General features: G+C 39.4%; 18 protein-coding genes. 9 read left to right on the forward strand and 9 right to left on the reverse strand.

All coding sequences use genetic code 11. From position 1 onward, the window contains the following. Positions 1 to 7 precede the first annotated feature (7 nt). From bioB to IQ282_RS08715, 7 genes are all read right to left on the reverse strand, one after another. Positions 8 to 1,114 (reverse strand): biotin synthase BioB, encoded by a 1,107-nt coding sequence (bioB, locus tag IQ282_RS08685; RefSeq protein ID WP_394355198.1) that lies wholly within the window; start codon positions 1,112 to 1,114, stop codon positions 8 to 10. Between the two features lie 6 nt (positions 1,115 to 1,120). Further along, the gene (locus IQ282_RS08690; protein ID WP_194851471.1) at positions 1,121 to 2,086 is read right to left on the reverse strand and encodes an alpha/beta fold hydrolase; all 966 of its coding nucleotides are present in this window, start codon (positions 2,084 to 2,086) and stop codon (positions 1,121 to 1,123) included. 98 nt (positions 2,087 to 2,184) lie between these two features. Continuing rightward, positions 2,185 to 3,309 (reverse strand): beta-ketoacyl synthase N-terminal-like domain-containing protein, encoded by a 1,125-nt coding sequence (locus IQ282_RS08695; RefSeq protein WP_194851472.1) that lies wholly within the window; start codon positions 3,307 to 3,309, stop codon positions 2,185 to 2,187. A gap of 59 nt (positions 3,310 to 3,368) precedes the next feature. After that, entirely contained in the window at positions 3,369 to 4,649 is a 1,281-nt protein-coding gene (gene bioA / locus IQ282_RS08700; RefSeq protein ID WP_194851473.1) for an adenosylmethionine--8-amino-7-oxononanoate transaminase, read from the reverse strand. Continuing rightward, positions 4,646 to 5,263: a dethiobiotin synthase gene (gene bioD, locus IQ282_RS08705; protein ID WP_194851474.1), complete on the reverse strand. Its 618-nt coding sequence runs from the start codon at positions 5,261 to 5,263 to the stop codon at positions 4,646 to 4,648. The genes bioA and bioD overlap by 4 nt, the downstream gene beginning before the upstream one ends. Next, the gene (locus IQ282_RS08710; protein ID WP_194851475.1) at positions 5,256 to 5,669 is read right to left on the reverse strand and encodes a putative signal transducing protein; all 414 of its coding nucleotides are present in this window, start codon (positions 5,667 to 5,669) and stop codon (positions 5,256 to 5,258) included. Before IQ282_RS08710 ends, bioD begins: the two co-directional genes overlap by 8 nt. After that, positions 5,666 to 6,787 carry an aminotransferase class I/II-fold pyridoxal phosphate-dependent enzyme gene (locus tag IQ282_RS08715; protein WP_194851476.1) on the reverse strand — a complete coding sequence of 374 codons (1,122 nt, stop codon included), beginning with the start codon at positions 6,785 to 6,787 and terminating at the stop codon, positions 5,666 to 5,668. The genes IQ282_RS08710 and IQ282_RS08715 overlap by 4 nt, the downstream gene beginning before the upstream one ends. 198 nt (positions 6,788 to 6,985) lie before the next feature. Here IQ282_RS08715 and IQ282_RS08720 point away from each other — a divergent pair, with 198 nt between their 5' ends. The 9 genes from IQ282_RS08720 to IQ282_RS08760 are packed head-to-tail and all read left to right on the forward strand — an operon-like array spanning position 6,986 to position 11,012. After that, entirely contained in the window at positions 6,986 to 7,462 is a 477-nt protein-coding gene (locus tag IQ282_RS08720) for a hypothetical protein (RefSeq protein ID WP_194851477.1), read from the forward strand. An 11-nt stretch (positions 7,463 to 7,473) separates the two neighbouring features. Further along, positions 7,474 to 7,920: a DUF2975 domain-containing protein gene (locus IQ282_RS08725; RefSeq protein ID WP_194851478.1), complete on the forward strand. Its 447-nt coding sequence runs from the start codon at positions 7,474 to 7,476 to the stop codon at positions 7,918 to 7,920. Between the two features lie 2 nt (positions 7,921 to 7,922). After that, positions 7,923 to 8,384: a DUF2975 domain-containing protein gene (locus IQ282_RS08730; protein ID WP_194851479.1), complete on the forward strand. Its 462-nt coding sequence runs from the start codon at positions 7,923 to 7,925 to the stop codon at positions 8,382 to 8,384. 2 nt (positions 8,385 to 8,386) lie between these two features. Continuing rightward, a complete protein-coding gene (locus tag IQ282_RS08735; RefSeq protein ID WP_194851480.1) occupies positions 8,387 to 8,929 on the forward strand; it encodes a hypothetical protein in 543 nt (180 codons plus the stop codon). A gap of 2 nt (positions 8,930 to 8,931) precedes the next feature. Next, positions 8,932 to 9,402 (forward strand): DUF2975 domain-containing protein, encoded by a 471-nt coding sequence (locus IQ282_RS08740; protein WP_194851481.1) that lies wholly within the window; start codon positions 8,932 to 8,934, stop codon positions 9,400 to 9,402. A 2-nt stretch (positions 9,403 to 9,404) separates the two neighbouring features. Then, positions 9,405 to 9,923, forward strand: coding sequence for a DUF2975 domain-containing protein (locus tag IQ282_RS08745; RefSeq protein WP_194851482.1), 519 nt, complete (start codon positions 9,405 to 9,407; stop codon positions 9,921 to 9,923). 2 nt (positions 9,924 to 9,925) lie between these two features. Next, on the forward strand, positions 9,926 to 10,336 hold the full coding sequence (locus tag IQ282_RS08750) for a DUF2975 domain-containing protein (protein ID WP_194851483.1): 411 nt from the start codon (positions 9,926 to 9,928) through the stop codon (positions 10,334 to 10,336). A 1-nt stretch (position 10,337) separates the two neighbouring features. Beyond that, on the forward strand, positions 10,338 to 10,544 hold the full coding sequence (locus IQ282_RS08755) for a helix-turn-helix domain-containing protein (protein ID WP_194851484.1): 207 nt from the start codon (positions 10,338 to 10,340) through the stop codon (positions 10,542 to 10,544). Between the two features lie 18 nt (positions 10,545 to 10,562). Then, positions 10,563 to 11,012 carry an ankyrin repeat domain-containing protein gene (locus IQ282_RS08760; protein ID WP_194851485.1) on the forward strand — a complete coding sequence of 150 codons (450 nt, stop codon included), beginning with the start codon at positions 10,563 to 10,565 and terminating at the stop codon, positions 11,010 to 11,012. Positions 11,013 to 11,078: 66 nt separating this feature from the next. Here the strand turns inward: IQ282_RS08760 and IQ282_RS08765 are convergent, their stop codons facing one another. Beyond that, positions 11,079 to 11,354: a F0F1 ATP synthase subunit epsilon gene (locus IQ282_RS08765; protein ID WP_194851486.1), complete on the reverse strand. Its 276-nt coding sequence runs from the start codon at positions 11,352 to 11,354 to the stop codon at positions 11,079 to 11,081. Between the two features lie 135 nt (positions 11,355 to 11,489). After that, on the reverse strand, positions 11,490 to 12,998 hold the full coding sequence (atpD, locus tag IQ282_RS08770) for a F0F1 ATP synthase subunit beta (protein ID WP_194851487.1): 1,509 nt from the start codon (positions 12,996 to 12,998) through the stop codon (positions 11,490 to 11,492). Positions 12,999 to 13,064: the final 66 nt, after the last annotated feature.

Here is a 13,064-nt window from a genome sequence, read left to right on the forward strand (position 1 = left end):
ACTATCCCTAAACCCCAGCCTTTAAGCTCTTCCCAGCTTCCTTAGCAACTTCATTACGTTCAATCTTATGCTCTGGACGTGTCCATCGTGGCTTTTCTCCTTGATCCTGATATGCAGAATATTGCGCCTCAACCGATGCCGGCTGCGCTTTCTTCACAAATGGTTTCATAGGTTCTAAGCCCAGCAGCTTAAACATTTCCATATCCTGGTTCACATCTGGATTAGGTGTGGTCAATAGCTTATCTCCTGCAAAAATCGAGTTGGCTCCCGCAAAGAAACACATTGCCTGTCCTTCTCTGGACATATCTGTTCTACCCGCACTTAAACGCACTTGCGTTTGTGGCATTACAATTCTCGTTGTCGCCACCATGCGAATCATTTCCCAAATGGAAATAGGCTGCTGCTCTTCTAGAGGTGTTCCTTCTACCGCAACCAATGCGTTTATAGGAGTACTCTCTGGTTGTGGGCTCAAACTAGCGAGCGCCATAAGCATACCTGCACGATCCTCTACGTTTTCTCCCATTCCTATAATCCCGCCGCTGCAAACTGTGACGTTTGTCTTACGCACGTTTCCTATGGTGTCTAATCTATCCTGATATCCTCTGGTAGAAATTACTTCCTTATAATATTCCTCACTACTGTCTAGGTTGTGATTATAGGCGTATAGACCGGCCTCAGCTAATCTGTGTGCTTGGTTTTCTGTAATCATTCCTAACGTACAGCACACTTCCATGTCCAGCTTGTTAATCGTGCGAACCATCTCTAGAACTTGGTCAAATTCTGGTCCATCCTTTACGTTTCTCCAGGCAGCTCCCATGCAAACTCTGGAACTACCACTGGATTTAGCGCGTAACGCTTGTGCTTTTACCTGCTGTACAGACATCAAATCATTTCCCTTGATATCGGTGTGGTAGCGAGCCGCCTGGGGGCAATAACCGCAATCCTCTGGACAACCACCGGTTTTAATAGACAGTAAAGTAGAAACCTGCACCTGGTTAGGGTTGTGAAATTCTCTGTGGACTGTAGCCGCATCGTACAACAATTCCATAATGGGTTTGTTGTATATAGCAAGTACTTCTTCTTTAGTCCAGTCGTGTTTTGTATTGGTCAACATAGTTTTTTATTTCTTTATCCCGAAAAATTCTTCAAACAGCTGATAGAATTTTTCAGGTTCTTCCAGATACGGATTATGCCCGCTATTCTCGAACATTTCAAATTGTGCCTGTGGCATGAATGTTTTGTATTGTACTGCAAATTCTGGCGTAGAAACGCCATCGTATCGTCCCGCAACAATTAATGTTTTTGCGGTCACATCTTTCAGTGCTCTGCGATAATCCTGGTTAATCATACTACCACTCACTACAAAATCACCATCTCGTCCTATAATCTCTTCATAAACATCATTGCTCCAGCCTCTAAAAGAGGTCTTAGGAACATTTGACTGAACGGAAGTGTCATGGTAATAAATATATTTAGTGGGAAAAGTCGCATACAGATCCTGCAACGGTTTGTCGGTAGAAACATAGCCTAAAGCTCTGAGTGAATCGACTTTTTGCCATTTTTCAGGAAAGTGCGTTTTTGAATAGTGGTTATAGCTGTCACAGTTGGCCTGCCACATCGCACCGCTATGAAAACCGTTGATCAACACCATTTTATCAACCCGGTTTTTATATTTAATCGCATAAGCCTGAGCAGGAACGGTCCCATAGGAATGACCCACGAGGGCTATTTTGTCCAATTTCAAATGTTTGCGGATTTTCTCGATCATTTCTACATCTGCCTCGACGGAGTATTCTTCCTTATCTTTTGCATCGTTCGACTTTCCCCTGCCCAACCAATCAAAAAATACAAGTTTGTGGGATTTGTAATACTGGCCAAAACTGCCCTGCATATAATCGTGAGAGTTCCCAGGGCCACCAGGAAGAAAGAATATCGCACCGCCTTCCCCTTTGACCTCAAGATAGATTTTGTAACCATCTATATTGATGTAGTTCCCTTCGTATTGGTCATAGATAGTGGGGTCTACTTGCGCTTTCGCGAAAGCGGAACACGTCAACACCACTAATAAAATGAAATAATTTTTCATGAAGTTTCTAGAGAAGTGATTATCGTTGCCTGAAAACTGTCAGATAGCCGCATCAGTTCCAAAAGTAAAACAAAAACTTTCTAATCGTATAAGAGTGGTTATTCCTTTTCTACAAGAATACTCACACAGTTGCCGCCAAAACCGCTGGCGTTGATCAAAATCCTATTTGCCTGCCTCTCGTCTCCACGCGGGTTCACAAAGGAATCGTCTAAATAAGGAATGCTGTGGAATTTACCATATTTCAATAAGTCGATAGCCATGTATAAATTGACCGCAGCACTTGCACCCAGCGAATGGCCTATCTGCCATTTATTATTGCACAACCGCGGGTACGCATTCCCAAAATATTCCTTGATAGCACTGACCTCAGAACTATCACCCTGAATAGTTCCTGGAGCATGGGTAATTATCGCATCTATCGAGTCAGCCGAATTATTTCCCATCGCATCGTGCATAGATTTCTGAAACCCAAGTCCATCAGAACTCACAGATGTTGCCGATTTCAAACTTTCCATTGCCGTTCCATAACCAGAGATTTTAATTCCGCTCTTGGAAGATTCCTTTGAAAGTACAAATGCAGCTGCTGCTTCTCCTAAAATCATGGTATTGCGGGTCTTTTCTAGATCTAGCGCACGACATTGATAACCTTCTTTCTCTTGCGAATAAATACGCAACGCCTTCATTTGTGCAATGGTAAAATCGGTTAGCGGCGCTTCAGTACCTCCAGCGATGAAGGTTGTTGCCATCCCGCTTTCCAGCCACGCTATCGCATTTAAAACCGAATGGGCCGCTGTGGCACAGGTAATGGAATGAGAAAATGCGGTAGATTCTGTCCCTAGATCCTGAGCGACCCAACTGCTCACGTTTCCTAGCGTCGTTAAAGGTGAGGTCTGAACTGGAACCGTCCCAGTTTTTAAAAATTCTTCATGAAAGTCTTCCCATATTCCAGTTGCCCCACGGCTCGAACCTATGTTGATCGCAACATCCTTAGTATCCAGTTTCAACCGTCGCGCTACCAGAATTGCGAGCAAGGTAGATCGATCCAGTTTATGATATTGTGAGTTCTCTTCCTTCAACAATTGGAGTTGCTTTTCAGAGGAATCATCAATTTTTCCTACAAGTGTTCCGTTTTGAGTGCAGAAATAGGATTTTGAACTTTTAAAACCGCTTGCACCCAGTGGGGAAATTAGTGCGGCGTCGTGTATGTAAATAGGGTTTTTCAAACGTAGTTTTCAGTTTGCAAAAATGGGGAAAAGCAGCTAAAAACAAGGGGTTATTCAGATCAAACAGACCGCGAGTCTAAAAATTGCAAAATCGTTTTATAGAGAAATTTCAATTCTTCAGAGGTTGTTGTAAAAGGCGGTACCAGATAAATGGTCTTGCCCAATGGTCTTAAAAAAACTCCTTTATTCCAAAACCACTGAAATATTTCATTGCGCTCATTTCCATAACGCTTCATTTCTATGGCAAGCTCAAAGGCAAGAATGATCCCGCAATGCCGAACTTCACCTACCAGTTTATGCTGGCTCAGTTCTTCTACAAAAGCAGCATGGGAATCTGTGATTTGTTCCATACCGTTCTGAATCTCATCTGAAACCAGTAAATCTATCGCTGCGCTCGCTACCGCGCATCCCAGCGGATTCCCACTATAAGTATGACCATGGAAAAAGCCGCGACCGGTTTCATCGTGATAAAACGCGTCATAAACTTCCTGAGTGCAACTGGTGATCGCCATGGGCATAATCCCACCTGTCAATGCTTTAGAAAGACAGATAATATCTGGTTTATTTGTGATTTGGTCACTGGCAAAGTAAGTTCCCGTCTTCCCAAAACCAGTCATCACTTCATCTGCGATGCAAATAATTCCGCTTTCGCGGAAGCGTTTTATAAGTCGGCATAATGCGGTTGCATCATTCATTTGCATGGCGGCAGCGCCTTGCACGAGTGGTTCATAGATGAAACTTGCAATCTGGTTTTCGGCAATAAGTCGTTCCGCCACTTTTAAAACGTCCTCAATATTTTCAGTGGTAGGCGCGGGAATCCGGATTACATCGATCAACAAATCTTCAAAAGGCCCATTATAAACGGAAAGTCCAGAAGCACTCATCGCACCAAAGGTATCGCCGTGAAAACCACCTTCCAAGGCTACAACGGCATGACGTTTCTCACCGCGATTGAAATGGTATTGAAAAGCCATTTTAAGCGCAATCTCGACACTGGTGGATCCATTCTCTGAGAAGAAAATCTTGGCTTGATTGTGTGGTAAAATTTTGAGCAACTTCTCTGATAATCGCACTGCTGGCTCGTGGGTCATACCCGCAAAAACTACATGATGCAATTGATCCACTTGATCTTTAATGGCTTGTGTCAATGCTGGATTTGCATGGCCATAACTACAGGTGTACCAGCTAGAAATAGCATCAAAATATTGCTTACCATCGCCATCAAATAAATAATTTCCGCGAGCGTGTGAAATCGCAAGAGGAGGCAAAGCAGTTTTATGTTGGGTTAAGGGATGCCAGATAAATTGCGCATCCTTTTCTAGAATTTCTGCAGAAGTCATAAGGACTGTAATTTTTGCCGGAATTTATCAGCGTATTCTTGAATTAAAATTGGTGTGATCTCTTCGTGCTTCTCCATATGACCTATGGTAGCAACACCGCTCATTTTTTCAATGATTTCAATCGTTCCATCCAGCGCCACATGATTGTAGATAATTCCGGCACAGCTAAGACCGCGGGATTTTAGTAATTCAATGCTTAAAAGCGTGTGATTAATACTTCCCAAATACCCTGAACTGACCAAAATAATCTTGTCGGTAGGTGCGATCAAATCGGCTATGGTATTTTCATTATTAATGGGAACCAGTAATCCACCGGCTCCTTCAATAACTAAGTTGTTTGTTGTTTGTGGACGTTTTATTTTTTCTAACTCTACCGTAATCCCATCAATTTCTGCGGCCTTATGCGGGCTCATGGGCGTTTTGAGTCGGTAGGCTTCTGGGTGGAATGTTTCTTTATAATCTGGTAAAAGATCAGTGATTGTTCCACGGTCTGTTTCGGTTAGACCGCTTTGAATGGGCTTCCAGTAATCTGCATTTAAGGCTCTCGTTACAATTGCGGCAACCACTGTTTTACCCACATCTGTTCCTATTCCTGTAATAAAATAACTAGTCATTCAAATCAAATTCAGTTGCACAATTCATGCATTTATAATTCTTGTGGTTGATAAATGGGACGATACTATATAACGCCGCACGTAGGATTTCAGGAATACCTGTAGCACTATTCACATCATGTTGCTCCCGCACACTGCGTTTCCCACAATTGGGACATTTGATGGAACTGGTCATGGTTTGCGTGAATTCTGGGTCGCTTTTTTCAATAATCGCTGTAGCTTTGATAAAATCCTCTACATACACATCCATCTTGATCCCACCCATCGCGTTACTCGCAAAAGGCTCTGCCGCTATCGTGTATTCATTGCGCAGGAACACTTTTATATTCTCGCTTTCCAGCTTTCCTTTGATCACTTGAGCTTCCGCTGGATAAACGAATATGGCCACCGTGCGGAATGTTTTCATAGCTTTTTAATGATTAAAGCGAGTTGGTTCAGCATTTCCTCACATTCTACTGCCGTGTTGAAACTATGCAGACATATGCGCAGTCGTTCCTCACCTTCTGGAACCGTAGGCGATAAGATTGGTCTTATATCATAACCCAGATTCTGAAGTTGTAATGATGCCTTTTTAACCTTGTCATTTCCTTCTATGATACAGGTTTGTATGGGAGTAACGCTTTCGCGAAAGCGTAATTTCAATCCGCTTTGAATAACTAATCTATTAAACTTTTGAACCAATAATTGCAAATCAGTAATGATATTTTCTTCCTGCTGAAGTAGATCGTAAGCGCTTGAAATGCAATGCAACGCATGTTGAGGCATTGCGGTGGTGTAAATAAAGCTGCGGGCAAAGTTGACCAAAAACTGGTTGAGATCAAACCCTCCCAAAACAGCAGCGCCGTGACAGCCCATTGCCTTGCCATAGGTGACAATCCTAGCAAATATATCTGTTTCCAAATGCAGTGATTGGGCCAGGCCCTCACCACGATTTCCTATGGTACCAAAGGCATGCGCTTCATCCAAAATTAAATGCACGTTGCTTTTCTTTTTAATCAATTTCAACAATTCTATTAGATCAGGCATATCGCCATCCATAGAAAAAACACTTTCTGTAATCACATAAACCTGCTGATTTTCTTCCTCAGAAAATTTATCTAGGAGTATGGAAAGATGGCCCAGGTCATTGTGACGGAATTTGAGAGATTTTGCATCGCTCAACTTGATCGCATCGCGTATGCTGGCATGGGAATATTCATCATACAGAATCAAATCACCACGACGCGCCACGCTGCTTATCAATCCCAGGTTTGCATCATATCCAGAATTAAACAACAATGCCGACTCCACCTTATGAAATGCAGCGATTTTATCTTCTAAATGCTGACAGATCTCTGTCTGGCCAGTGAGCAAACGCGATCCCGTTGCACCATGCTGGGTACTGGCCTGGGGTTGTAGTTTTTTAGAAAAACCCAAATAATCATTTGAGGAGAAATCTATCAAACCTTGAGTCGTTCTGAGCTCCCGCATGCTTCCATTAGCATGTCGTTGGGCAAGTTTGATAAGTAGTTTTTCTGGAATCATAGGTGCAAAAATACGGGATATGCAATTGCTAGGAGAGTTTGAAACGGCTAGAAAACAGGAGGATTTAATAGAAGAAGTTTCTTTATTCCTGGATCTACTGATAATCAGACTTTTGAAAATTGTTTTTATTGTTTATCAATGTTTTGTTATTGTTTTACAATAATTTTAGTTTAGTATTGTGGTCTTGAATTATTACCGATGAATAAATTAAAAATACTTTTTGGACTATCTACCTTATTGATAGCTATCCAGTTGTTCTATTTCCTGAGCCAGCTTTTATTTTTTGAAAGCATTAGCGCGCTGTTTATAAAAGACACAGAATACACGACCGTCTTTCAAAACCCGCGATGGTGGATCATAGAGATCATATTTACGATGATATTGCTATCCTCTTGTTTTATCGCAATTGGTTTATGGAGCGGAATCAGAAATGGCTTATTTACAGATAAAGCAGTTTCCTATTTAAGAATTGGTTCTAGACTACTATTGGGAGTGGGAGCTGGGACGTTGCTCATCAGTTTATTAGATGCATTTAATTCGGTAAAAGAAAACAGTTTTTTCATGGATTTTATGGTGAGCGTCCTGATAATAATGTTGGGTTACTTGCTTCTGTTGTTTGTGGATGTTATTCAAAAAGGTATTTATTTTAAAAAGAAGAATGATCTAACTATATAAATATAGAAAATTTGAAAATACTTTTTGGATTCACGGTTTTTGTGATTGTTGGCTTTCTAATACAAATTGTGACAATAACCTATTTCTATTTTAGTGATTCCATTGGACCAAATTACCCTTACAGTGATCCCAAGTTTTGGTATGTACAATTACTAATGATCGCGTTATTTATCGGAGTCTGTTTTATTTCCAAAGGTTTGTGGAATACCATTAAAAAAGGCCCGTTTGAAAAGAGCTCAAGTCTGAACTTGAGAATAGGCAGAATTCTTTTGCTTGTAGTTGGTGTGATTTCGTTAGTTAACGACATGTCATCGGCAACAATACCTCATGACGAAAATGCTATGGCGCTAATTGTAGTGGATGTAATGTTGATGATAGTGGGAGTAGGCACACTATTTACCGCTGATGTTCTCAAATCAGGATTTATTATCAAAGAAGAAAATGATCTAACCGTATAACTATGAAAAATTTGAAAATACTTTTTGGTGTTTCTTTGATTGCCTTACTTTTCTGTTTGGGTGATATTATATTTTTAGTTTTTTTCTTTGAAGAAATGGAACTCTTGATGGGAGAAAAAATAGCTTCTGATCCGAGTTTTTGGTTCGACAGGATTGTTAATTTGATTAATTATGTTGGAGTATTTCTAGTTTGCTTTGGCTTGTGGAAGGTTATTCAAAAAGGGCCGTTTGAAAAAAGATCTTCATTCCTTTTACAAATTGGTGGTATTCTATTTTTGACAGCGAGTTTAACACTGATTGCCAACGACATCTATTTAATCAGTGCTTTTAGAAACGAGACAAGTTTAGTTTCACTACTGACCACAGATTTCATGTTACTAGTGATAGGCATAGGCACACTATTTACTGCTGATGTTTTAAAATCTGGAGTCCTTATAAAACAAGAAAACGACCTAACCGTATAATTATGAAACAATTACTATATCATTTATCTAAAGCGTTTTCTTGGATTTTTTTAGTACTATTTGCATTCCTATTTGTTTTTAGCACATTAGGATTTGCTGAATATTATTTTGGCTGGGATGTGCCTTTCGTAGCATTAAGAGATGAGGGTTCAGCTATAGGTTCATTCCTATTTGTTACTATACCTATTATTAATATCAGCTTAGGTTTCCCTCCTAATTGGTTTGTAATCATTCCGTTAATAATTTTCAGTTTCTACTCTCTTTACTTTTTTAAACTTTCTAGGTTTTTTAAGGTGTTCATTACAAAGACATTATTTTCAGCTGAATCCATATTGTCTTTAAAGAAATTTCTTTGGTTGAATTTAATTATAGTTGGAGTAGCTACAATCGCCTATGCAGTTCTATTGCTAAGAGAAGGATTTAGAATGGATGAATCTGCACTTATAATGGTGATTCATACCATAGCCTCCCTATTAGTATACTTATACTTAGATATGGCTCAAAAAGGCTATTCACTCAAACAAGAAAACGATCTAACTATATAATTATGAAGCAAACAATATACTTCAACAGGTTTACATTGGGTACGGTCTTATTCTTCATAGTAATAATAGCGCTTCTAGTTTTAAGCGTCTTTGCAAAATATGTTTTGGTTGAATCCGATCTTTTATTTAATGATGAAAAATCAAAATTCGTTTATGAAAGTGCCCAATTATTAGAGTTGATTTTGAAATCTATAGCTACTGGAATGTTTATTTATTCTCTGTATTGCTTTTATAAATTTATGGTGAACTGCAATAAAGGTTTACTATTTTCTACAGTTTCAGTCAAACAATGGAAATCCATAAGTACGATATATTTAATATATGGCATCGCCTTTTTAATAGCTGGTTTTGTAGAGTTTAAATTCTTTTTTGGATGTCTTATAGTCGGGTTTATAAGTTCTGTGGCATATTCTTTCAGTAAGATTTTTGAAGATGGTACTGAGATTAAACAAGAAAACGATCTAACTATATAATTATGAGATGGATTAGCATTTTAAAGGCCGTATTAGGGTTTCTATATTTTTTTGCTTGGTTTCAAGTCCTTGCATTCCCGATGTATTTTGTGATGGCAGATGATGGATATACCATGAGTTTTGAACTAGGCGGTTACTTATTGTCAAATGGTCATTGGACTTTCTATCTAGTGCTTAGTTGCTGTGTTGCCGCACAGTTTTTCTTCCTCGGTATGATTTATTATTTAAGAGCTGCTGCGAGATTGATGACTCCACAGCAGGGAATTTCATTTGACGTTTCTAAACACCTTAATAGGGCTGGACTTGCTTGCGTAATAGGTGCTCTATTATTTAAGATTCCCGCCTTTTTCTATTTTTTTTCTAATAATAATACCGTGAACCGACCCTCACAATCTATGAATATGGGATATTCTTTTGACTCATTGCTAATGCTCGTAGCCTTTGGCATAATACTTATATTAATCTCAAAGATTATAGGCATGAGCGTGCTTGTAAAACAGGAAAACGATCTAACTATATAGATATGAAAAAACATTTTAGTACAACCATGTATTTCATGTCCGCTGCGTTTACTGTCTTTTTCTTTTTTGAAATTTATGAAGTATTAAAAGCTAAAGGCACTACCATAGATTACTGGGATATTTCTAAAATTTTGAAGTCTTTAATTTTTATAGCGGGACTGGGGCTTTTCGTAAAATTTATGATGGTAGCAAATCAGAATAAATTATTTTCTAATAGTGCTTCTAGACTATGGACTTACAAATCGACTGTTTTACTTTTTGCTGGAATATTAAGTTTTATAGAGCTACGCTTTAATGGTGGAGAAAGCGTAGAGTTTGCTAGCATTATTTTCCTTGCTTCATTTTGCATTGCTATGAGTTCTATTTTCAAGGAGGCAAAATTAATTAAGGAAGAAAACGATCTAACTATATAATATGCCCATCTACATCAATCTTGACGTAGTACTTGCCCAAAAAGGGATGCGCAGCAATGAGCTAGCAGAGATCGTTGGGATTACCAATGCTAATCTCTCCATCCTCAAAACTGGCAAGGCTAAAGCGGTGCGCTTTTCTACCTTAGAAGCTATTTGCGAGGCGCTGGATTGCCAGCCGGGAGATATTCTAGAATACAGAAACGATTAACTTTTGAATTATAACATCATGAACAAAATTATCCTATCGCTCATTCTTTTTGCTATGACCTTATTTATGCAGGCGCAATCCATCACCGAAGACCAAGCAAAACAAATCATCAAAAATGACGCTGTGGAATTCTTAAATGAGTTTGCTAACAATGAAAACATCAATCAATGTATCGAGATAAATGCATCCAATTACAACCTGCTTTCTCTCACAATTAAATATGAAGCTTATATCGTTTTTAAGGCGATGATTAAAAATTATGAGTTAGAACTCAATGCAACCTGCGGCGGAAAGACACCGTTAATGTATGCCGCAAAATATGGGAGAAAAGAAATGGCTAGCGCACTTGTAGCAGCAGGTGCAGACGTCGGTTTTAAATATAAAGGTAGAACTGCCGTGGATTATGCTAAAAAATGCAAACAACCAGAGCTGGTGAAATTATTTGAGGAATATAAAAATCTCAACTAAAATTTTAAACTAAAAAAAGCCCTCGATTCTTCGAATCGAGGGCTTTTTATTTTTAGAATTCTGGGATTAATCTGCCAGCACAATTGCTTTATTGTCCTTCATCTCAAGAACACCACCTTTTATTTTAAAATCTGTGGTGCCATTACCTTTCGTGAATTTATCTGCCACAGCAGATTCAAGCGATACATCACCAAACATCTTTACAGTCCCGCTAGTGAGTAATGAAACGATAGGTGCGTGATTGTCCAGCATCTGAAAATCCCCTTCCATTCCAGGAACAGAAACCGATTCTACCTCGCCACTATATAAAGTCTCCTCTGGAGTTACAATTTCTAAATACATAATTTCTTAAAATCTCAATTACAAGCCCCAAATCTCAATAATAAGAGCTCAATTTTATTGTAACAATTCCCAAACTCAAAAATTGCGCCTTGAAATTTGGGATTTATTTTTTGTGATTTTTCGAGGTTTGCTCGATTAAGCTTCTACCATCATTTTCTCACCAGCCTCAATAACATCTTCAATATTCCCTTTGAGGTTAAAGGCGCTTTCTGGAAGTTTGTCAAGCTCACCATCCATTATCATGTTGAATCCTTTAATGGTATCCTTGATATCTACAAGAACTCCTTTAAGTCCCGTAAACTGCTCTGCCACGTGGAAAGGCTGTGAAAGGAAACGTTGTACTTTACGAGCACGGTAAACCGCACGTTTGTCGTCCTCAGAAAGCTCTTCCATTCCTAGAATTGCGATAATATCCTGTAGTTCTTTATAGCGTTGCAACAACTCTTTAACTCGTTGTGCGCAATCGTAGTGTTCTTTTCCTAATATGTCTGCCGTAAGAATACGTGATGTAGAATCCAGTGGATCTACCGCTGGGTAAATACCTAGCTCTGCAATCTTACGAGACAATACTGTTGTAGCATCCAGGTGGGCAAACGTTGTTGCCGGTGCTGGATCTGTCAAGTCATCTGCAGGTACGTAAACCGCTTGTACAGATGTAATAGATCCTTTTTTAGTCGATGTGATACGTTCTTGCATCGCACCCATTTCAGTTGCAAGTGTAGGTTGATACCCTACCGCAGATGGCATACGTCCCAGAAGTGCAGATACCTCAGAACCAGCTTGTGTAAAGCGGAAGATGTTATCCACAAAGAACAATACATCTTTTCCTTGTCCATCTGCTCCACCATCACGGAAATATTCTGCGATCGTTAAACCAGATAAAGCAACACGAGCACGTGCTCCTGGTGGCTCATTCATTTGTCCAAAAACGAAGGTCGCTTTAGACTCTTTCATTACTTCTTTATCAACGGACTTCAAATCCCAACCGCCTTCTTCCATGGAGTGCATGAATGCATCTCCGTATTTTATAATTCCGGATTCTAACATTTCCCGTAGAAGGTCATTTCCTTCACGAGTACGCTCGCCAACTCCCGCAAAAACGGAAAGTCCACCGTGTCCTTTTGCAATATTGTTAATCAGTTCCTGAATCAAAACTGTTTTACCAACTCCAGCACCACCGAACAGTCCGATTTTTCCACCTTTTGCATAAGGCTCGATCAAGTCAATTACCTTAATACCTGTAAAAAGAACTTCAGTAGATGTAGAAAGGTCTTCAAATGCAGGAGCTGATCTGTGAATGGAAAGTCCATTCTCTCCAGTTTTCGGAAGATTTCCTAAACCGTCAATCGCATCACCTATTACATTAAAAAGACGACCATATACATCATCACCTATAGGCATTTTGATAGGGTTTCCAGTAGCAACTACCGCAGTCCCTCTACTCAATCCGTCTGTGGAATCCATGGAAATCGTACGAACGGTACTTTCCCCAATGTGTGACTGCACTTCAAGAACTAATTTATTTCCTTTCAATTCGATTTCTAGAGAATCATAAATGTTGGGAAGTACACCTTGCGTGCTATCAAATTTAACGTCCACAACTGGACCTATAATTTGTGAAACTTTACCTGTAATCTGAGACATTCTATAATGGTTTAAAACTTAAAAGGATACAGCTCAAAAAGCCTTTTTTCAGTGGCGCAAAGATAC

Origin of the sequence: Nonlabens antarcticus (assembly GCF_015356755.1) — a bacterium.
In the GTDB taxonomy this organism is placed as follows: Bacteria; Bacteroidota; Bacteroidia; order Flavobacteriales; family Flavobacteriaceae; genus Nonlabens; species Nonlabens antarcticus.